The 19,219-nt window shown below is 61.1% G+C and carries 20 protein-coding genes; 16 read left to right on the top strand and 4 right to left on the bottom strand.

What is annotated here, in order from left to right; genetic code table 11:
• The first annotated feature begins 15 nt into the window (after positions 1–15).
• The 10 genes from PQR42_RS07005 to PQR42_RS06960 all read left to right on the top strand — a co-directional run bounded on the left by PQR42_RS07005 (position 16) and on the right by PQR42_RS06960 (position 9,220).
• Positions 16–1,494 (top strand): 4-hydroxyphenylacetate 3-hydroxylase family protein, encoded by a 1,479-nt coding sequence (locus tag PQR42_RS07005; protein ID WP_408383326.1) that lies wholly within the window; start codon positions 16–18, stop codon positions 1,492–1,494.
• A 40-nt stretch (positions 1,495–1,534) separates the two neighbouring features.
• Positions 1,535–1,921 carry a cupin domain-containing protein gene (locus PQR42_RS07000; RefSeq protein WP_408204564.1) on the top strand — a complete coding sequence of 129 codons (387 nt, stop codon included), beginning with the start codon at positions 1,535–1,537 and terminating at the stop codon, positions 1,919–1,921.
• 2 nt (positions 1,922–1,923) lie between these two features.
• Positions 1,924–3,267, top strand: coding sequence for an amidase (locus PQR42_RS06995; RefSeq protein ID WP_408204565.1), 1,344 nt, complete (start codon positions 1,924–1,926; stop codon positions 3,265–3,267).
• Positions 3,268–3,326: 59 nt separating this feature from the next.
• Entirely contained in the window at positions 3,327–4,562 is a 1,236-nt protein-coding gene (locus PQR42_RS06990; RefSeq protein WP_408383328.1) for an ABC transporter substrate-binding protein, read from the top strand.
• A 56-nt stretch (positions 4,563–4,618) separates the two neighbouring features.
• Positions 4,619–5,308, top strand: coding sequence for a DUF2848 domain-containing protein (locus PQR42_RS06985; RefSeq protein ID WP_408383329.1), 690 nt, complete (start codon positions 4,619–4,621; stop codon positions 5,306–5,308).
• A 47-nt stretch (positions 5,309–5,355) separates the two neighbouring features.
• Positions 5,356–6,126, top strand: a complete 771-nt coding sequence (locus tag PQR42_RS06980) for an ABC transporter ATP-binding protein (RefSeq protein WP_408383331.1) — start codon at positions 5,356–5,358, stop codon at positions 6,124–6,126.
• Positions 6,116–6,877 carry an ABC transporter ATP-binding protein gene (locus PQR42_RS06975; RefSeq protein ID WP_408383666.1) on the top strand — a complete coding sequence of 254 codons (762 nt, stop codon included), beginning with the start codon at positions 6,116–6,118 and terminating at the stop codon, positions 6,875–6,877. The genes PQR42_RS06980 and PQR42_RS06975 overlap by 11 nt, the downstream gene beginning before the upstream one ends.
• Before the next feature lie 14 nt (positions 6,878–6,891).
• A complete protein-coding gene (locus PQR42_RS06970; protein ID WP_408383333.1) occupies positions 6,892–7,776 on the top strand; it encodes a branched-chain amino acid ABC transporter permease in 885 nt (294 codons plus the stop codon).
• 8 nt (positions 7,777–7,784) lie between these two features.
• Entirely contained in the window at positions 7,785–8,831 is a 1,047-nt protein-coding gene (locus PQR42_RS06965) for a branched-chain amino acid ABC transporter permease (RefSeq protein WP_408383668.1), read from the top strand.
• A 128-nt stretch (positions 8,832–8,959) separates the two neighbouring features.
• Positions 8,960–9,220: a hypothetical protein gene (locus PQR42_RS06960; protein WP_408383335.1), complete on the top strand. Its 261-nt coding sequence runs from the start codon at positions 8,960–8,962 to the stop codon at positions 9,218–9,220.
• 289 nt (positions 9,221–9,509) lie between these two features.
• Here the strand turns inward: PQR42_RS06960 and PQR42_RS06955 are convergent, their stop codons facing one another.
• From PQR42_RS06955 to PQR42_RS06940, 4 genes are all read right to left on the bottom strand, one after another.
• Positions 9,510–9,695, bottom strand: a complete 186-nt coding sequence (locus tag PQR42_RS06955; RefSeq protein WP_408383337.1) for a DUF3563 family protein — start codon at positions 9,693–9,695, stop codon at positions 9,510–9,512.
• A gap of 153 nt (positions 9,696–9,848) precedes the next feature.
• Positions 9,849–11,186, bottom strand: a complete 1,338-nt coding sequence (locus PQR42_RS06950; RefSeq protein WP_408383339.1) for a sensor histidine kinase — start codon at positions 11,184–11,186, stop codon at positions 9,849–9,851.
• Between the two features lie 108 nt (positions 11,187–11,294).
• Entirely contained in the window at positions 11,295–12,017 is a 723-nt protein-coding gene (locus tag PQR42_RS06945; protein ID WP_408383341.1) for a TetR/AcrR family transcriptional regulator, read from the bottom strand.
• Positions 12,018–12,081: 64 nt separating this feature from the next.
• Complete coding sequence (locus PQR42_RS06940) at positions 12,082–12,261, bottom strand: hypothetical protein (RefSeq protein WP_408204574.1); 180 nt, start codon at positions 12,259–12,261, stop codon at positions 12,082–12,084.
• Positions 12,262–12,495: 234 nt separating this feature from the next.
• On the opposite strand from PQR42_RS06940, the gene PQR42_RS06935 reads away from it, so the two are divergent.
• From PQR42_RS06935 to PQR42_RS06910, 6 genes are all read left to right on the top strand, one after another.
• Positions 12,496–12,702, top strand: coding sequence for a hypothetical protein (locus PQR42_RS06935; RefSeq protein WP_408204575.1), 207 nt, complete (start codon positions 12,496–12,498; stop codon positions 12,700–12,702).
• A gap of 304 nt (positions 12,703–13,006) precedes the next feature.
• Positions 13,007–14,518 carry a sugar ABC transporter ATP-binding protein gene (locus PQR42_RS06930; RefSeq protein WP_408383343.1) on the top strand — a complete coding sequence of 504 codons (1,512 nt, stop codon included), beginning with the start codon at positions 13,007–13,009 and terminating at the stop codon, positions 14,516–14,518.
• Positions 14,519–14,535: 17 nt separating this feature from the next.
• Complete coding sequence (locus PQR42_RS06925) at positions 14,536–15,561, top strand: ABC transporter permease (RefSeq protein WP_408204577.1); 1,026 nt, start codon at positions 14,536–14,538, stop codon at positions 15,559–15,561.
• An 85-nt stretch (positions 15,562–15,646) separates the two neighbouring features.
• Positions 15,647–16,585 (top strand): ABC transporter substrate-binding protein, encoded by a 939-nt coding sequence (locus PQR42_RS06920; RefSeq protein ID WP_408204578.1) that lies wholly within the window; start codon positions 15,647–15,649, stop codon positions 16,583–16,585.
• Positions 16,586–16,695: 110 nt separating this feature from the next.
• Positions 16,696–17,994: an L-fuconate dehydratase gene (locus tag PQR42_RS06915; protein WP_408383346.1), complete on the top strand. Its 1,299-nt coding sequence runs from the start codon at positions 16,696–16,698 to the stop codon at positions 17,992–17,994.
• A 186-nt stretch (positions 17,995–18,180) separates the two neighbouring features.
• Positions 18,181–19,077, top strand: a complete 897-nt coding sequence (locus tag PQR42_RS06910) for a LysR family transcriptional regulator (protein ID WP_408383348.1) — start codon at positions 18,181–18,183, stop codon at positions 19,075–19,077.
• The last annotated feature ends 142 nt before the right edge of the window (positions 19,078–19,219 follow it).

Genomic DNA, 19,219 nt, shown 5'->3' with positions numbered 1-19,219 from the left:
TTTCTGGAGAACATCATGATCAAGAACGGCACTCAACATATCGCGTCGCTGCGCGATGGACGGCAGGTCTATATCAACGGCCAAGCGGTCGGCGATGTGACGGCGCATCCCGCGTTTCGCAATTCCATCCGCAGCTACGCGAACCTGTACGACTTCCAGGCTCGCCCGGAGAACGTTGAAAAGATGACCTTCGCGTCGCCTGATACCGGGCGTCGCATCAGCAAGATCTGGCAACTGCCTACCTCATACGACGAACTGGTCGAGCGGCGGGCCGCGCTCGAAGCATGGACGGAGCTCCACTACGGCTTCATGGGCCGTTCGCCGGATCACGTCGCTTCGTGCATCTCGGGCATGTACATGGGCATCGAGGTATTCGAGCAGTACGATCCGGCGCGCGCCGGCGCCTTGCGCGATTACTACAAATACGCGCGCGACAACGACCTCTTTCTCACCTACGTGATCGTCAATCCGCAAGCCAATCAGGCGAAGGCGGCGCACGAGCAGGAGGACAAATATCTTGCTGTCGGTATCGTCGATCAGGATGCGGAAGGTATCACCGTGCGCGGCGCGAAGATGCTCGCCACCAGCGGCATCATGGCGAACGAGGTTTTCTGCAGTTGCATTCAGCCACTGCGCCCGGGCGACGAGATGTATGCGCTGTCATTCGCCATACCCATGAATGCCAAGGGTATGAAGGTGATGTCGCGCAAATCATACGAAGAGAACTCGCCTTCGATTTTCGACAATCCTCTGTCGAGCCGATACGACGAAAACGACGCAGTGCTGTACTTCGATGACGTCAAGGTGCCGTGGGAGCGCATCTTCGTGGCCGGCGACGTGGCGATGTGCGCGAAGCAATTCCACGCGACGCCCGCGCACAGCTACCAGAACTACCAATGCCAGGTACGGCTGATGGTCAAGTTGCGTTTCCTCGTCGGTCTGGCGCTGAAGATCACGGAAATCAACGGGACCAACAGCTTTCCGCAAGTCCGCGAAACGTTGGGGCAACTTGCTTCTGAAGCATCGATGGTGGAGGCGTGGGTCTACGGCATGGAAGCGAAAGGTCACGTGGAAAACGGCTACTTCGTGCCGGACCGCAACATGCTTTACGGCTCGCAGGTGGTGACCCAGCAACTGTATTCGAAGGTGCTCAACTCGCTGCGCGAACTCGCGGGCGGCGGAATGATCATGCTGCCGTCGAGCATTCGCGACTTCGAGAATCCGGATCTCCTGCGCATCATCGAAAAGACCCAGAAATCACCTGTCTGCAGCCCCGAGGAACGCGTCAAGTTCTTCAAGCTCGCGTGGGACGCCGTCGGCTCCGAGTTCGCCTCGCGTCATAACCAATACGAACTGTTCTATGCGGGCGCGTCGTTCGTGACGAAGGGCCACGCATTCCGCACATACGACTGGCCGCGCGCGACAGGCCTTGTCGACGATCTGTTGTCGACCTATTCGCTCGGCGCTGAACTCGCGACGTTGCAGGCCGCCTGATTTCGCATTGCACCGATTCCAACTCACACAGGAGAGCAGCATGGCAATCAACAAACTTCATGACGAGTTCCGCACGCTGGAAATGCAGCAGGGCTGGCAATTGCCGGAAGGCTACGATCCCGCTTCCGGCGCGCAGGAACTGATTCTTTCCGGCTCGCTGGATACGGACAACAGGAAAGGCAGCCGCACGCGTTTGCTGCGCTTGCCTGCCGGGCTCTTTACGAAGAAGCCGTTCGTGCACGACTACTGGGAAGAAGTGTTTCTCGTGGAGGGCGACCTGACGGTCGGCAACGACGACAGCGGTCAAGGCGGCACGCCGTTCAAGGGCTACACCTATGCGGTGCGGCCGCCTGGCGCCTACCACGGTCCGTTCAAGTCGGAAAAGGGCTGCGTGCTGCTCGAGATTCACTACTTCGATCCGGCCTGATCATGTTGCCCGCCATCGACGCCCTGTGTGTTCAACTCGCCAATCGCCATCTCGACGCACAGGCGCTGCTTGCCTCATGTGTCGAGAACATCGAAGCCGATGGGGGTGAGGGCCGCAGAGTCTTCCCGCACGGCATCAGTCCCGCGGCGGCCACGCAGGCGATGACGAGCGATGCGCTGCGTCGACACGGCGTCGCGGGCCCGCTCGCGGGAATCCCCATGTCGGTCAAGGATCTCTTCGACGTACAAGGCGAGATCACTCGAGCGGGGGCGCGGGTTCTGCCCGAGCGGGCAGCCGCGCGCGATGCCATGGCGATTGGCCGGTTGCGTGCGGCCGGCACCGTATTCGTGGGCCGCACCAACATGACGGAGTTCGCGTATTCGGGGCTCGGCATTAATCCGCACTACGGCACGCCGGCGAATCCGTTTGATCGCGCGGCGGCGCGCATTCCCGGCGGGTCTTCGTCCGGCGGGGCGGTGTCGGTGGCGGACGGCATGGCGGCAGCCGCGATCGGCTCGGACACGGGCGGCTCGTGCCGGATTCCCGCTGCCTTGTGCGGCGTGACCGGTTTCAAACCCACCGCTTCGCGTATCTCGCTGGACGGCGTCGTGCCGTTGTCATCCAGTTACGACTCGGTCGGATCGCTGGCGCCGAGCGTCGCGTGTTGTGCCTTGATCGATTCGGTCATGGCAAGTGACACGGAGGCGCCAACGCCGCTTGCTCCGATACGTGGCTTGCGGCTCGCCGTGCCGACGAAACCGGTGCTCGACGACATGGACGCACACGTGGCCAGCGCATTCGAGCACACGCTCTCCAGACTCACGGCAGCCGGCGCGATTCTGCGAGAAGTGGAATTCGACAGCTGGAATGCACTCGCGGAATTGACGCAGCACGGCGGTCTGGTGGCAGCCGAAGCGTGGGCGTGGCACGTCAACATGATCTGCAGTCAGGCGAATCAGTATGACCCGCGGGTTCTGTCCCGCATCCGTTTCGGCAGCCAGCAAAGCACAGCCGAATTTCTCCGCACCAAAGCCCGCCGCTCGCTGCTGTGCAGGCAGGCTGATGTCGAATTGCAGCCGTTCGATGCCGTGATGTGTCCGACCGTGCCCATCATCGCGCCGCGCATCGCGGATCTTGCCGACGAGCGTGTCTATACGTCGACAAATCGGTTGCTGCTGCGCAATCCATCGATCGCCAACATGCTCGATCTGTGCGCCTTGTCCATTCCTTGTCACGAAGCGGGCCGCGCGCCCGTCGGCGTGATGTTGATGGGACGGCATATGAGCGACCGGCGTCTGCTTTCAATCGGTGCTGGTGTCGAAGCGATTCTGCGTCAAACCGGCTGACGTCGCGCGCTGGCCAGCCGTCCGGCACCACGCTCGCTATCTATATCAAGGAGGAGTCCATGTTCAAACGTCTCGCGCTTACCGCCGTGTCAGTCGCGGCCATGCTGTGCACCGCTTTGCCCCATGCCGCCGAACCGGCCATGACCAATGGCGGTGTGGTGAAAATCGGTGTGCTCACCGATATGTCTTCCATCTTCTCCGACATCGGCGGAAAGGGCTCCGTCGTTGCTGCGCAGATGGCCGCGGAGGACTTCGGCGGGAAGGTCAACGGCGTCCCCATCAAAGTGATCAGCGCCGATCATCAGAACAAGACGGATGTGGCTGCCACCGTCGCGCGCGACTGGTTCGATAACCAGCACGTGGACATGGTCGAGGACTTATTGCCGTCCTCCGTTGCGCTGGCGGTGTCGAACGTGGCGAAGGAAAAGCATCGGATCGCCATTGCGAGCGGCGCCGGAACGACGCGTCTTAGCAATGAAGACTGCTCGCCGTACACGATTCAATACTCGTACGACACGTATGCGTTCACCACGAGCCTCGTGAAGTCGATGGCGCGCAGTGGCGACAACACCTGGTTCTTTCTGACTGTCGACTATGCGCTCGGCGCGTCGCTGGAAAAGGACGCGACCGCCGCGCTGACCGCATCCGGAGGCAAGGTGGTGGGCAAGGCGAAGCATCCGATCAACTCGGCGGACCTGTCGTCCTATCTGTTGCAGGCTCAGGCATCGAAGGCAAAGGTGATCGGCCTCGCCAACGCCGGCAGCGACACTGTAAATGCGATCAAGACGGCACGCGAGTTCGGCGTGATCGGGCAAGGCAAACAAAAAATCGCGGGCTTGCAGCTATTTATCAGCGATATCAACAGCCTTGGCCTGCAAGCGGCGCAGGGAATGATGCTGACCACGCCTTTCTATTGGGACCGTGACGATGCAAGCCGCGCCTGGTCGCAACGTTTCTTCGCGAGAACCGGGCGCATGCCGACGTTGGTCCAGGCGGGCGTCTATTCGTCGACGCTGCATTACCTGAAAGCCGTCAAGGCAAGCGGAACCGATGCGGCCGACACGGTCATGGCGCAAATGAAGAAGACCCCTGTCGACGATTTCTTCGCGAAGAACGGCACGATTCGCGCCGACGGCCTGATGGTCCACGACATGTATCTCGCCGAGGTCAAGAGCCCGCAACAGTCCAAAAAGCCGTGGGACTACTACACGATCAAGCAGGTCATTCCGGCGCAGGAAGCGTTCGCGCCGCTTAGCGCGAGCCGTTGTCCGCTCGTGACCGCGAAATCCAACTGAATCGAATCGCGTGTGGCCGGGGAGCGTAGCGGGCACACGCCTACAAGGAGTCTGTGATGAAAGAAATCTCTTTTGAGGTCGAGGACTGTCAGGGTTTGTTCGAACGAACGATCTCGATCGACACGCTGGTCATCGCCGGCTGGACCGGCCGCGATACCGTCGCGATGGAAAAACACATTCGCGAACTGGAAGAGTTGGGCGTCAAGCGCCCGGCTTATACGCCGGTCTTCTACCGTGTCGCGGCCGAACGGCTCGAACCGACACCGAAGATCCAGGCGACAGGTACGCAGAGCAGCGGCGAAGTGGAATTCGTCCTGTTGAAAGATGCTGGCGAAACGTTCGTCGGTATCGCGTCCGACCACACCGATCGCGAAGTGGAAACCTACGGCATCACCGTATCGAAACAGATGTGCGGCAAGCCGTGTTCGCGCAAGCTCTGGCGCCTCAGCGAGGTCGCAGGCCATTGGGACGAACTGGTGTTGCGTTCCTACGCGACGATCGACGGCGAGCGCGTGCTTTATCAGCAGGGCAAGGTGACAGCCATGCGTGCGCCGCAGGATCTGCTCGACGAGTTCACCCGCCGGGACGGCCGGTTCGTCGATGGCACGGCGATGCTCTGCGGCACGCTCGCCGCGTTCGGTGGCATCAGGCCGGCCGAGCGCTTCGACATCGAACTCGAAGATCCGATCCTGCGGCGCTCGTTGACCCATAGCTATGCGATCGAGACGCTCCCCGTGGTCGGCTGAAGCCGTCTTTTTACAACGCACGCGTCCAATGGACGAGGAGAGCGGGCATGGCGCACACCGACCTGATTCTTGAAACCAGCAGCCTCACCAAGTCGTTCAACGGCTTTACGGCGGTCAACGCCGTCGATTTGCGTGTTCGGCGTGGCACGATCCACGCGCTGATCGGACCGAACGGCGCAGGCAAGACGACTTGTTTCAACCTGCTGACCAAGTTTCTAACGCCGACGTCAGGGCAGATTTTCTTCGACGGCAAGGAGATTACACGCGCGGCGCCGGCGTCGATTGCACGACGCGGGGTGATTCGATCGTTCCAGATATCCGCGGTCTTTCCGCATCTGAGTCCGGTGGAGAACGTGTGTATCGGACTGCAACGCGCGCTCGGCGTGTCGTTCCGTTTCTGGATGAGTAGCGCGGTGCTCGGGCGGCTCAGGACACGTGCGCTGGAATTGCTCGATGAAGTGGGCCTCGCGGCATTTGTCGACGTGAAAACCGCGGAACTCTCATACGGTCACAAGCGTGCGCTCGAAATTGCTACGACGCTCGCGATGGACCCGGTGCTGATGTTGCTCGACGAACCGACGCAAGGCATGGGGCACGAGGATGTCGATCGGGTCACGGCGCTGATCAAGAAGGTATCGGCAGGCCGAACGATTCTGATGGTCGAGCACAACATGAAAATCATTTCCAGCATCTCGGACACGATCACTGTACTGCAGCGCGGGGAGATCCTGGCGGAAGGCGCATACGAAGCCGTCGCCGCCGACCCTCGGGTGCGGGAAGCCTACATGGGGACCGAAAATGGATCGCTTGAACACTGAACGCCTGAAGATCACGGAGTCGGCGGATAACCACGAAGCGTCTGCCGATGTTCTGAATATCAAGGGACTTCATGCGTGGTACGGGGAATCGCACATTCTGCACGGCGTGGAGGTTCGTGCCGCACGTGGCGAAGTGGTCACGTTGTTGGGGCGTAATGGTTCCGGGCGCAGCACGACGCTCAAATCCATCATGGCTTTGACCGACGCACGGCGAGGTTCGATCTGCGTGAATGGTCGAGAAACAATCGGGATGCCGCCGCAAGCCGTCGCGCGACTGGGAGTGGGTTATTGCCCGGAAGAACGCGGTATCTTCGCGGGCTTGTCGTGCGAAGAGAACCTGCTGCTACCGCCGCGGCTGCCGGTGTCGAACGCGGCCGGCATATCGCTCGAAGAGATCTACGAGATTTTTCCAAACCTTGCGGAACGCAGAGCAAGTCAGGGCACGCGCCTGTCGGGCGGCGAGCAGCAGATGTTGGCGATCGCGCGGATTCTGCGCACGGGAGCCAACCTATTGTTACTCGACGAAATTTCGGAGGGACTGGCGCCCGTGATCGTCCAGACGCTGGCGCGCGTCATCACGCTCCTCAAGTCGCGCGGCTTCACGGTACTGCTGGTCGAACAGAACTTTCGATTCGCCGCGCCGCTCGCCGATCGCTTTTACGTCATGGAGCACGGGCAGATCGTCGAAACATTCGACGCAAGCCTGCTAGCCGAAAAGACGGGCGTGCTTCAGGAACTGCTCAACGTTTGAACAGGAAGATCATCGTGGAACTCTTTGGTATTCCGCTTGCGGCGTTCTCCAGCCAACTGGTCCTCGGTCTCATGAACGGCTGCTTCTATGCTGTCTTGAGCCTGGGCTTGTCCGTCATTTTCGGGCTGCTGAACGTCATCAACTTCACGCACGGCGCGTTCTTCATGCTCGGTGCGCTATTTGCGTGGATGGGCACGAACTATCTGGGGCTCGGCTATTGGCCGATGCTGATCGCCGCGCCGTTCGTGGCCGGGGCGTTAGGGGCGCTGGTCGAGCGGACCATGCTGCGCCGGATCTACAAGCTCGATCATCTTTACGGTCTGCTGCTCACGTTGGGCCTGACGCTGATCATAGAGGGGCCGTGCCGGTCTTTTTATGGCGCATCGGGCATGTCTTATTCCGCGCCCGAAGGGTTGATGCAAGGCATGCAGTTGGGTTTCATGGTGCTGCCCGCGTATCGGGGATGGGTGGTGGTGGCCTCGTTGCTCGTGTGTGCCGGGGTCTGGTGGACGATCGAGCGTACGAACCTCGGTGCGCTGCTCCGTGCGGCGACAGAGAACCCCAAGCTGGTGGCGGCATTCGGCGTCAACGTGCCGGCCATGGTCACGCTGACCTACAGCAGCGGGGTGGCACTTGCCGCGCTGGCCGGCGTTCTCGCCGCACCCGTCATGCAGGTGTCGCCGCTGATGGGCCAGAGCGTGATCATCACCGTGTTTGCGATCGTCGTGATCGGCGGCATGGGATCGATCGCGGGGTCGGTCATCACCAGTCTATGCCTTGGCCTGATCGAAGGGCTGACCAAGATGTTCTATCCGGAAGGGTCGGCGACAGTCGTATTCGTGATCATGGCGCTCGTGCTGCTCGTGCGCCCAAGCGGTCTTTTTGGCAATTCGAAGTGAGACACATCATGCGAAATTGGATTGTAGGGGTTGTCGTGTTGGGCTGTTTGGCCGTCGCTCCGTGGCTGGGTGCCTATCCGGTGTTCTTGATGAAGCTGATGTGTTTCGCTTTGTTCGCGTGCTCACTGGATTTGCTGCTCGGTTACGTTGGCTTGCTATCGTTCGGGCACGCGGCATTCTTCGGCGGGGCCGCTTTTGTCGCGGGCAGCACCATGCGGGATCACGGCTTTTCTCCGGAAGTGGCGCTCCTTCTCGGCACCGGCGTGGGCGCGGCGCTCGGGCTGATATTCGGACTCTTCGCCATTCGGCGTAAGGGAATCTATTTTGCAATGGTGACGCTGGCCTTTGCGCAGATGCTGTTCTTTTTCTGCGTCCAAGCGCCGTTCACGGGCGGTGAAGACGGCTTGCAAGGCGTGCCGCGCGGACGTCTGTTCGGCGTGCTTCCGCTCGAGAACGATCTAACACTGTATTTCGTGATCCTGTCGATTACGACGGTCGTCTTTCTCTTTCTTGGCCGTGTCATTCATTCTCCATTTGGGAGAATCCTCACGGCGTTGCGAGAGAACGAAGCACGGACGATTTCCCTTGGCTACGACGTGGACCGCTTCAAGCTTCTCGCGTTCGTACTATCAGCGGCAATAGCGGGGCTTGCCGGTGCGATGAAGACCCTGGTGCTGGGCTTTGCGACGCTCTCGGATGTGCATTGGACGCTATCCGGCACGGTCATTCTGATGACGTTGATCGGCGGCCTTGGTACGCGGCTGGGTCCGGTGGTGGGGGCGGTGATCGTCGTCGTGCTGGAATCCCGCTTGGCTGCGTTTGGTGGCTGGCTGGCCGACGTGACGCAGATCGCCTGGTTTCAGGGGTTGGGCGAGTCGGTCAGTTTGTTGACCGGCGTGATGTTCGTTGCCTGTGTTTCGCTGTTCAGACGCGGCATTGTCGGGGAATGCGCGCAATGGATGGAGCGGCGCGGGCGGATGCGAGCCCGCGGTCTCGAACGTCCGGCGCAGCACGAAGCGGTGCGGACAGGGCTGGCCGAGGGACAAGGCGGGTAAGCCGGACTCGCTCATTCAGCGCTAATTCTGGGCGCGCAATATGTCCTCGTGGCTGGCCGGGTTGCTTTGCAAAGAACAGGTCACCGCCGCTATCTCGTGTTGAGCATCGACTTCGAAGGGGAATTACCATGAACAAGATTTTTTGCACCACACTACTCGCCGCCATGATCGCTTTGCCGACCGCGGCGTTCGCACAACCTGTCACGCAGGTCGATGAAATGCAGGTCGAGATGGTGGCCTATGAAGTCGTCGGCGTCGATTCACCGCAGATGCCGGCGCACTCCGCTCCGGCTATCGGCAGCAAGGGCGCGCATGTTGGCGCAATTCCGGCCGAACTGCTGCGTCCGAACTCGAACGTGGGCTTGAATTCGATTTATCTCCGTCACTAAACAATGACGCAGACAGAAAATCGCAACCGGCGATTACGCCCGACACATGTCGGGCAGTAATCGCCGGTTCAACGCTTGCGAGTCGTCAACTATTTATGCACTGGCGCGTTCTGACGCGCATGCCAGGCGACGCGGACCGCGTCCGCTTGAGCGGATCTATGTCGATATCGGGTGCCGACAGTACTGGGCTTCCCAGCTTCCGGCAATGTGCGCGGGCACGGACCGACCATCGCAGTCCACCCGCGTTTCAAGCTCAGCTATTGCACTGCCAAGCCGCAGTAGACGCGGTTCAATCGGCCTGCACTCGGGACGCGTCGCGCGAATAAAACGCAAACGGTTGATGGTTCATCTCGAGCATCCGCATGCGGCTTTCGAGGTCGGCGAAATCGACCGATTCGGCCAGAAACGCGTCGCGTTGACGGTCTCGTGAGTTGAAGAAGAGTGAACCCAGACCCTTGGCAAATTTCTCAAACATGACGCGCTCCGTTCGTTAGTACGGCGAGCGTTATGAATGAATGGCCTCGAAATGAAGCACTGCCCGTCGATAAACATCATCGTAGGCGCGAAGAATGAGTTGGAAATGAGCGATGAGCGCCGCGCTGTTTCCGGCTACCGGATAGGCCCCCCATCAAGCAGCGCCGTCCGGTTCAAGCGGAAAACTGACCGTCGCAACAATGCCGGACTGTCCATCGCTGCGATTTCGCAGCGTCACCGTCCCGCCATACCGCGTCACAATCGCCTTCACAATCGACAGCCCGAGCCCACTCCCTTCAATGTCCGTATTGGCGCGAAAGAAACGATCGAATACGCGGGGCAGCAGGGTTTCGTCGATGCCGGGACCGGTGTCCGTCACTTCGACATCCACCATGCCGTTCCGCACACGGGTCGATAAATCGATTGTGCCGCCGTCGGGCGTATAGCGGACCGCATTGCTGACGAGGTTCTTGATCACGGTGCCGACGTCGAGCTCGATTGCGCGCACGTTGGCGTTGACCATTTCGTCCGCGCCGATATCGATGCCGCGCTGCATGGCAATCGGCAATACATCGGCAATGGCGTTGACGACGGCGGCCGCAACATCGACGCTGACCATCGCCCGTGTCAGAGATTGGCCGACGGGTGGCGCGTCCGCGCGCGCGAGCCGCAACAACTGCGAAATCAGATTGCTGCTTCGCGTGATCCCGCCTTGAAGCGCGCGAAACCGTTCCTGATTGCTCGGCATGATGTCGCGTTGCAGATTATCAGCCTGCAATTGCAGCGCCGTGAGCGGCGTTCGCAACTCGTGCGCCGCGTCGGAAATGAATTTGCGTTCGCTCTCGATGGAGCGGGCAAGTCGCTCGATCATCAGATTGATGGAGCGGATGAACGGCAGCAATTCGGTGGGCACACCCGCGAGCGGCAGCGCCTGCAGATGGTTCACGTCGATAACGCGGACCTCGTTGCCGAGCCGGTTCAGTTCCCGCAACGAACGACTCACGACGAAGATAACAGCGGCCCAGACGAGCGGAATCAGCACGACGATCGGCCATAGGGTCTTGGTCGCGGCGGTCTCCTCGATCTCATGACGTACGGACAGGCGCTGCGCGACCTGGACCGTCTGAGCGCCGTCGCGGGCCGTGTAGATGCGCCACCGTTCGCCATTGACGACCGGCGACGTGAAGCCCGTGGCCGCATCGCGCGGCAGGAGCAGTGACGGCTCGGTGGACCGCACGGGCTGTGTTTCGCCTTCTTTCCAGATGACGATGAAAATATCGCGGGCGTCTTGCGACCCGCGCGCCGGAACTGTCGGGATGCCGTCGCCGAAGCCGACTCGCAAACGCGATGCGACCTGTTCCATGCGCAGGTCGAGCACCGCGCTCATCCCGGCCACGCAGAACTGGTAGGAGCTCACACCCTGCAGAATGGCGAACAGGCTGACCACGGCGCCGATTGCGATAACGAGTTGGTTGCGGAGCGATTTGAGCATGGAGGTGAACTTCAGGAGGAGGGGGTGGCCAGGACGCGAGAGGAAGCATGCCTTCCCGTCATTGACTTCAGGATGAACGTTGCTTCATCGCGGCGTGAGCCCTCCGGTTCATTTGCGGCCTTTGCCTGCGGGCTCGGCGGGAACGATCTGGACGTGCTCGATCGCGGCTTCCACCAGATCCTCGGCGCTTCGTATGCCGTCGGCGGATGCGGCCAGCGCATTCAGGCGTCCGTCGATCAGAAGCAAAGCAAGCCCGTGAACGTAGGCCCAGCCCGCAGTCATGGCGATGGCCTGAGCCGCGGTGAGCCGGCCGAACGAGGACTTATCCTCTTCCGCGCGTTCGCCTGGCGCGCCGAATACGCCGGCCAGGGCGCGCGCCGACACTTGCCGCGCCTGCGCGAGAGCAGGGCGCGCCGCGTCGAGCATTTCATTGCGTGACATCAGGTGCAGCAAATCTGGATTGGCCACCGCGAAGTTGACGTAGCCGCGGGCGATGGCTTTGCGCCGCGCCTGGCCCGCTTCGATACCGCCCGCCTGCTCCGCCATGGAAGCGGCGAGCCGCCGGTGTCCGCTGGCGGCAAGTTCGCTCAGCACACCGGCCGTGTCGCCGAAATGATGCTGGGGCGCCGTATGCGATACGGCGGCCTCGCGCGCGATAGCGCGCAACGTCAGGCCGCGAATGCCGTCGCGCCGTAGTACGACCTCCGCCGCTTCAAGCAATGCGTGGGGCAGCGCGCCGTGATGATAGGGTTTGTCGCGTGACGAGTGATCGGCTGGGGCTGCGGTTTTTGGAGGCGCGGACGCTCTGCGGCGTGACGTTGCTTCTTTCATGTTTGTTAGTCGGGTTCAGTATTTTTACAGTGAAAAGATATATTGACCGGCTGAAAGGGAAAAGTCAAAATCTTCGCGCTGAAAATATCCACGGGAAGTGTTTCTCGCGTGACTGCCGATGTTTGACGACATGCCGGCGCGTCTCGCCGGCCACACCGACCAGCAGCAGGAAGATCGAACCGGTGGCCGCGGCACTCGCGCTCGCCACCGAGATATCTATGAGCCATTCAAGCACGTCGGCCATGGGTCATCCCCTTCGTTACCATGACGATGAGAGTATCGGGCTTGAATTAGCGGTGAATTAGCACGGCTTCAGACTACCGTAAGGTTCGTGGCCGGCGGTCGGTACACCGCGAGGCCACGCCGCGCGCCACCAGACGACCTGGACCATTGCCGGCCAACCTGGTAGCATCACGCGCAGAGACGCCGTGGATAGCCGGCGGCCCTCCAACTCGCTGGACATCGATATAGATTGGGTATGGAAAAGAAACGATCGCGGATTCGCCGGGAAGCGCTGTGCCCGCCGATTGGCGCGCTGCTGCGCTACCGGGCGCGCATCGTGCGCGTCGTCGCCGAAGCGCGCGGCCAACGTGCGATGATCGAATCGCTCGACACCACGGGCCGCACTTTTGTCAGCACCGTGAAATGGAACAGCCTGCGCGAGCTCGGCGCTCAACTGTTCTGATATCGAAGGCCAACGCATCGGCCTGAAATCGGCGACAAATCAAATAGTGGGAAGCTGGCGCGTCACGCATTCGCCTCATGATATTAGGGAATGCCTAACCTTGAGCCGGCAACGTCCAGCGTCGTAAAATCGTGGCACATCGATTTGAGGGCCCAGCAATGCGTCTGGCTTCTCGTTGCGATTTCAACCGCGCTTTGCACCGTGATACCCGGCGGCGCCCGGCCCAGGGGCGTTCCACGCTTTTTCGATCCGCTCCTCGCAATGAGGCCAGCGGCGCTCGCGGATTTGTCGTTCGATCCGCGTCATGACCCCGCTCATTTCCGTCAAACGGCTCAGCAAGCGCTTTCCCGGCGTGAGGGCGCTTCACGAAGTCCAGTTCGAACTCACGGCGGGCGAAGTCCACGCGCTAATGGGCGAGAACGGCGCGGGCAAGTCGACGCTAATGAAAATCCTCGCCGGCGTGTACACGCGGGATACGGGCGAAATTCTCTATGACGGCCAGCCGGTTGATTTCCAGAGCCCGCGCGAGGCGCAGGCCGTGGGCGTCGGCATCATTCATCAGGAACTCCAGCTGATGAACCACCTGACCGTCGCGCAGAACATGTTCATTGGCCGCGAGCCGCGCGGGCGCCTCGGCCTGTTCCTCGACGAAGACAAGCTCAACGCGCAAGCGCACGACATTCTCGCCCGCATGCATGTGAGCCTCGATCCGCGCGCGGTGGTCAGCACGCTCACCGTCGCAAGGCAACAGATGGTCGAGATCGCGAAGGCTTTGTCCTACGACTCGCGCGTCCTGATCATGGACGAACCGACCTCGGCGCTCAACGACGCCGAAATCGCCGAGCTGTTCCGCATCATCCGCGAGTTGAAGAGCCGGGGCGTGGGAATCATCTACATCTCGCACAAGATGGACGAGCTGAAGCAGATTGCCGACCGCGTCACCGTGTTGCGCGACGGGGAATATGTGGCCACGGTCGCGGCGAAGGACACCAGCGTGGACGCGATCATCGGCATGATGGTCGGTCGAACCTTGACCGACACTGCGCCTTCCCAGCACATCGCCAACCAGGGCGAGGTCGCACTCGAAGTCACCAAGCTGAACGCCGGCCCGCTGGTCAGAGATGTGAGCTTCGCGCTGCGCAAGGGCGAGATACTGGGCTTTGCAGGCTTAATGGGCGCCGGTCGCACCGAAGTCGCCCGCGCGGTGTTCGGCGCCGATCCGATCGAGTCGGGTGAGATCGTCGTGAAAGGCGTGAAAGCGACGATCAGGAATCCGAGCGATGCGGTGGCGCGCGGCATCGGCTATCTCTCGGAAGACCGCAAGCGCTTCGGTCTTGCGACCGGAATGAGCGTCGAATCGAACATCGTGATGTCCAACTTGCGCAAATTCCTGTCGCTGAATTTTTTCCTGCGCCGCGCGCAGATACGCAAGACCGCCGCCCATTTCATCAGTCTGCTCGCCATTCGCACGCCTTCCGCGACGCAGGAAGTGCGGCTGCTCTCGGGCGGCAATCAACAGAAAATCGTCATTGCGAAATGGCTCGAGCGCGACTGCGACGTGCTCTTCTTCGACGAGCCGACGCGCGGTATCGACGTCGGCGCCAAAAGCGAAATCTACAAGCTGCTGCGCTCGCTTGCCGACCAGGGCAAGGCAATCGTAATGATCTCGTCGGAACTGCCGGAAATCCTGCGCATGAGCGACCGCATCGTCGTGATGTGCGAGGGCCGCATTACCGGTGAACTTTCAGCGACGGGAGCGACCCAGGAGCGCATCATGCAACTGGCGACGCAGCGCGAACCCCTAAACGTGGCGTGAGCCTCGAGAGGTCTTTCATGACATTGCAATCGGATACTTCGGCGCTGGGTAATAAAAAGAGGTCCTCGGGCCTTAGAGCCCGCATCTTCACGCCGACCGCCTTGCAAAAGCTGCTCGCCTTCGGGAGCCTGATCCTGCTGTTGGTGTTTTTCAGCTTCGCGTCTCCCGCTTTCATGCAGATGGACAACATGCTCGGGATTCTGCAAGCGACGGCGGTCAACGGCGTGCTGGCGATTGCCTGCACGTTCGTCATCATCACCGGAGGCATCGACTTGTCGGTCGGCACGTTGATGACCTTCACGGCAGTCATTTGCGGCGTGTTTCTGACCTACTGGCATTTGCCGATGTGGACCGGTGTCCTTGCCGCGATTGGCACGGGCGCGATCTGCGGGACCGTTTCGGGCACCCTCACGGCGAAGATGAAGATACCGCCGTTCATCGCCACGCTCGGCATGATGATGCTGTTGAAAGGCCTTTCGCTGGTCGTCTCGGCCGACAAGCCGATCTATTTCACCGACACCGAAAACTTCTACATGATTTCGCAGGACTCGCTGATCGGTGATCTATTGCCGAGCCTGCCGGTTCCAAACGCGGTCCTGATTCTGTTTTTCCTGGCGGTGGTGAGTTCGATCACGCTCAATCGCACGGCGCTCGGCCGCTATACGTTCGCGCTCGGCAGCAACGAGGAGGCGGTGCGCCTGTCCGGCGTGAATGTCGATCGGTGGAAGATCGCCATTTACGGCCTGAGCGGAGCGATTTGCGGCGTCGCTGGGCTGCTCATTGCATCACGCCTGAATTCGGCACAGCCGGCGCTAGGCCAAGGTTACGAACTCGAAGCGATCGCGGCCGTGGTGATCGGCGGGACCTCGCTGAGTGGCGGTGCGGGCACGATTCTGGGCACGATCATTGGCGCGTTCATCATGAGCGTGCTGACCAACGGTCTGCGCATCATGTCCGTCGCGCAGGAATGGCAGATCGTGGTGACCGGTCTCATCATCATTCTCGCGGTCTATGGCGATATTTTGCGGCGCAAGAAAAGCTGACGCAACGTTAGGCAGGATAAGGAATGGAGCGCCATAAGCTCCCCAACGGCTGAAGTTGATAGCCCATCTTAGGAGGAGAAACACCATGTTGAAAAGAAAACTAATCGGTGTCGTGGTTGGCGTTGGCGCTCTCATCGGCGGGACGAGCGTGACGTACGCGGACACCTACATCCCGCTTATTTCGAAAGGGTTCCAGCATCAGTTCTGGCAGGCCGTCAAATCCGGCGCGGAACAGTCGGCCAAGGAGCATAACGTCAGGATCACCTTCGAGGGTCCGGAAACAGAGGCCATGGTCGACAAGCAGATCGACATGCTTTCGGCCGCGCTCGCCAAGAAGCCGCAGGCGCTCGGCATCGCCGCGCTCGATAGCAAGGCGGCCATTCCGCTATTGAAGCGCGCGCAGGCCTCGAAGATACCTGTCATCGCCTTCGACTCCGGCGTCGACAGCGATATTCCGCTGACGACGTGTGCAACGGATAACCTCGCAGCGGCCGCCCTCGCCGCCGACAAGATGGCCGAGGCGATCGGCAATGCCGGCGAAGTCGGCGTGATCGTGCACGATCAGACGAGCCGCACCGGCATCGATCGCCGCGACGGCTTCCTCAATGAAATGAAAGCGAAGCACCCGAACATCAAGATCGTCTCAGTTCAATATGGCGGCGGTGACCATTTGAAGTCGGCGGAAATCGCCAAGACGATGATTCAGGCCAACCCCAATCTCAAGGGCATTTTCGGGGCGAACGAAGGCTCGGCGGAAGGTGCTGCGATCGGCGTGAAGGAATCGGGCAAGAAGCTCGTGCTGATCGGCTACGACTCGGGCAAGGAACAGAAGGACGACATCAATTCGGGTTTGATGGCCGGCGCCATTACGCAGAACCCGGTCGGCATCGGCAAGTGCGTGGTCGACTCCGCGGTGAAGGCGCTCAAGGGCGAGAAGCTGCCCAAGAAAGTCGACACAGGCTTCTACTGGTACGACAAGACCAATATGACCGATCCGAAGATCGCGGCAGTGCTCTACGATTGACCGTCGCTTGTTGAGCGTGTCGAGAGGGAAGGGTCGCGGCGTCGTTCGACGCCACGGCCCTCTTTGCATTTAGAACGAAGTCGATGGCTGTCGCAGAGGAGCGTGTTCAGATGCCCACGATCACCAAGCTGTCCGTCCGTGACATTCGGTTTCCCACCTCGCGCTCACTGGACGGCTCCGATGCGATGAACGCCGCGCCGGATTATTCCGCCGCCTACGTCACGCTGGAAACCGATTCGCCCGACGCGCTCACCGGCCACGGCCTCACCTTCACGATCGGACGCGGCAACGAGATCTGCGTCACCGCGGTAGAGGCGCTTGCCCCGCTGATCGTCGGCAAAAGACTCGAGGATATCGCCGCGAACATGGGCGCTTTCTGGCGCGCGCTGACGTCGGATAGCCAGCTGCGCTGGATCGGCCCGGACAAGGGCGCGATTCATCTGGCGACCGCCGCTGTCGTCAATGCGGCCTGGGACCTGTGGGCCAAAGCGGAAGGTAAGCCCGTGTGGAAGCTGCTCGTCGACATGGGCCCCGAAGAGCTCGTGCGTTGCCTCGATTTCCGCTACGTGACCGATGTGATCACGCCGCAGGAAGCCACTGCGATGCTGCACCGTCATGCGAAGACACGGGGCGAACGCGAAAAGGAAATGCTCGCGCAGGGCTATCCCGCCTATACGACATCGGCGGGCTGGCTCGGTTATGACGACGACAAGATCCGCCGGCTCGCGCGTGAAGGCGTCGCGCAGGGTTGGACGCACTTCAAGCAGAAGGTGGGCGGCAATCTCGAAGAGGATATGCGCCGCGCTCGCATCCTGCGTGAAGAAATCGGCGAGGATCTGAAGCTGATGATGGACGCGAACCAGGTGTGGGATGTCGACGAAGCGGTCGCGAACATGCGGCGCCTGGCGGAATTCGATCCTTGGTGGATCGAGGAGCCCACGAGTCCCGACGACATTCTCGGCCACGCGGCCATCCGTCAGCGGATTCGGCCTATCGGCGTCGCGACGGGCGAGCACTGTCATAACCGGGTGATGTTCAAGCAGTTGCTGCAGGCGCAGGCCATCGACTTCTGTCAGGTCGATAGCTGCCGGCTGGGCGGGCTGAACGAGGTGATCGTCGTCCTGCTGATGGCGGCGAAATTCGGCGTGCCGGTGTGTCCGCATGCGGGCGGTGTCGGATTGTGCGAGTACGTCCAGCACATTTCGCTGTTCGACTATATCTGCGTGTCGGCGTCGCTGGAAAACCGGGTGCTCGAATACGTGGATCATCTGCATGAGCATTTCGTCGATCCTGTTGTGATCCGCAATGGCCGTTATATGCCGCCGCAACGTCCGGGCTACAGCGTCGAGATGCACGCGGCGTCGCTCGATGAATATGACTTTCCTGAGGGACCGGCCTGGAAGGGCTGAGGTGCCGCGCTTTGGCGTGGATTTGCCGAGTCCTCAGTTTTCGTGCGTCGCCCGTTTACGGGAAAACACTGCCTCCGCTCAATCCTCCCGCTCCCTTCAGTTGGTGCATCATGCCGCTTGATATGCGCGGGCGAGCTTTCGACCGAATGAAAGCGCGCGGCGGCGATCACGAGGAGACGGCGGTCGATGAACATACAACAGCTCGAAACGTTCTACTGGATCACCCGGCTGGGCACCTTCGCGGCGGCCGGCGAATATCTTCATACGTCGCAAGCCAACGTGTCCTCACGAATTCGCGAACTCGAAAGCGAGCTCGACGTGCTGCTGTTCGAGCGTATCGGCCGCACCGTCACGCTGACGCTCAAAGGCCGTGAACTGCTCGCGCATGCGGAGCGCGTGGTGGCCGAAGCGGCGCGCTTGCGGGTTGCGGCGGGCAAGCTCGTGGTCGGGCAGGGACTGGTGCGCATCGGCGTCGGCGAGGTGATTGCAATGCGCTCGCTGATCACCATCATCAACCGGCTGAAGGAGCGCTATCCGGGCCTCGACGTCGAATTCGATGTGAATCTGAACGCGAATCTGCTGAGCAAGCTGGAACGAGGTTTGATCGACATCGCCGTGGTGGGCGGCCCGGTCGACGATCCGGACACCAAGCTCGTGCCGATCGGCGCGATGAACTTCGTGTGGGTCGGCGCGCCCGCGCTGCTCGGCGATCTGACGAGCGCGCGGCCTCGCGATCTGGCCGCATTGCCGATCATTTCCCTATCGCGCGATGCACGTACTTTCTCGGTCATGCAGGGTTGGTTTGCCGACGAGGCCGCCACGCCCACCACGATCAACTACTGCAACAGCCTTTCGACAATGCTCAACGTGGTGCGCGCCGGTATCTGCATCTGCATGATGCCGTTCGAACTCGTCACCGCCGACCTCGAGGCGGGCACGCTACGCGTGGTGACGGCCAATCCGCCTTTGCGGCCGCTGCCGTTTTTCGTCGCCACGCGCGCGGAAAGCATCGACCCGGCAGTGGCCGACATTGCGCAGATCGTCGTCGACGTCACACGTTTGCCGAGCATCGACACGCAGTAAGCGTAGCTGCGTTCGCGCATCAGTCACGAAATTCGCTCTACGTCTACGCGTTTTTTGAAAACGCATCTACTGCGGCGCAGCAACACGCTTGCGCCGCACAGGGTTGTCCCTGATCCCCACCCCTTCAGCGTCAACTGACGCA

The organism is Paraburkholderia sediminicola (genome assembly GCF_046027355.1).
GTDB lineage: Bacteria > Pseudomonadota > Gammaproteobacteria > Burkholderiales > Burkholderiaceae > Paraburkholderia > Paraburkholderia sediminicola_B.
The sequence above is the reverse complement of the archived record's forward strand: the minus strand, read 5'-3'. Positions and strand labels throughout refer to the sequence as shown.

What these genes read in the sequence shown, in the direction of transcription:
- PQR42_RS07005 (WP_408383326.1), top strand. Translation starts at nt 16, where the DNA reads ATGATCAAGAACGGCACTCAACATATCGCGTCGCTGCGCGATGGACGG.
- PQR42_RS07000 (WP_408204564.1), top strand. Translation starts at nt 1,535, where the DNA reads ATGGCAATCAACAAACTTCATGACGAGTTCCGCACGCTGGAAATGCAG.
- PQR42_RS06995 (WP_408204565.1), top strand. Translation starts at nt 1,924, where the DNA reads ATGTTGCCCGCCATCGACGCCCTGTGTGTTCAACTCGCCAATCGCCAT.
- PQR42_RS06990 (WP_408383328.1), top strand. Translation starts at nt 3,327, where the DNA reads ATGTTCAAACGTCTCGCGCTTACCGCCGTGTCAGTCGCGGCCATGCTG.
- PQR42_RS06985 (WP_408383329.1), top strand. Translation starts at nt 4,619, where the DNA reads ATGAAAGAAATCTCTTTTGAGGTCGAGGACTGTCAGGGTTTGTTCGAA.
- PQR42_RS06980 (WP_408383331.1), top strand. Translation starts at nt 5,356, where the DNA reads ATGGCGCACACCGACCTGATTCTTGAAACCAGCAGCCTCACCAAGTCG.
- PQR42_RS06965 (WP_408383668.1), top strand. Translation starts at nt 7,785, where the DNA reads ATGCGAAATTGGATTGTAGGGGTTGTCGTGTTGGGCTGTTTGGCCGTC.
- PQR42_RS06960 (WP_408383335.1), top strand. Translation starts at nt 8,960, where the DNA reads ATGAACAAGATTTTTTGCACCACACTACTCGCCGCCATGATCGCTTTG.
- PQR42_RS06955 (WP_408383337.1), bottom strand. Translation starts at nt 9,695, where the DNA reads ATGTTTGAGAAATTTGCCAAGGGTCTGGGTTCACTCTTCTTCAACTCA.
- PQR42_RS06950 (WP_408383339.1), bottom strand. Translation starts at nt 11,186, where the DNA reads ATGCTCAAATCGCTCCGCAACCAACTCGTTATCGCAATCGGCGCCGTG.
- PQR42_RS06945 (WP_408383341.1), bottom strand. Translation starts at nt 12,017, where the DNA reads ATGAAAGAAGCAACGTCACGCCGCAGAGCGTCCGCGCCTCCAAAAACC.
- PQR42_RS06940 (WP_408204574.1), bottom strand. Translation starts at nt 12,261, where the DNA reads ATGGCCGACGTGCTTGAATGGCTCATAGATATCTCGGTGGCGAGCGCG.
- PQR42_RS06935 (WP_408204575.1), top strand. Translation starts at nt 12,496, where the DNA reads ATGGAAAAGAAACGATCGCGGATTCGCCGGGAAGCGCTGTGCCCGCCG.
- PQR42_RS06930 (WP_408383343.1), top strand. Translation starts at nt 13,007, where the DNA reads ATGACCCCGCTCATTTCCGTCAAACGGCTCAGCAAGCGCTTTCCCGGC.
- PQR42_RS06925 (WP_408204577.1), top strand. Translation starts at nt 14,536, where the DNA reads ATGACATTGCAATCGGATACTTCGGCGCTGGGTAATAAAAAGAGGTCC.
- PQR42_RS06920 (WP_408204578.1), top strand. Translation starts at nt 15,647, where the DNA reads ATGTTGAAAAGAAAACTAATCGGTGTCGTGGTTGGCGTTGGCGCTCTC.
- PQR42_RS06915 (WP_408383346.1), top strand. Translation starts at nt 16,696, where the DNA reads ATGCCCACGATCACCAAGCTGTCCGTCCGTGACATTCGGTTTCCCACC.
- PQR42_RS06910 (WP_408383348.1), top strand. Translation starts at nt 18,181, where the DNA reads ATGAACATACAACAGCTCGAAACGTTCTACTGGATCACCCGGCTGGGC.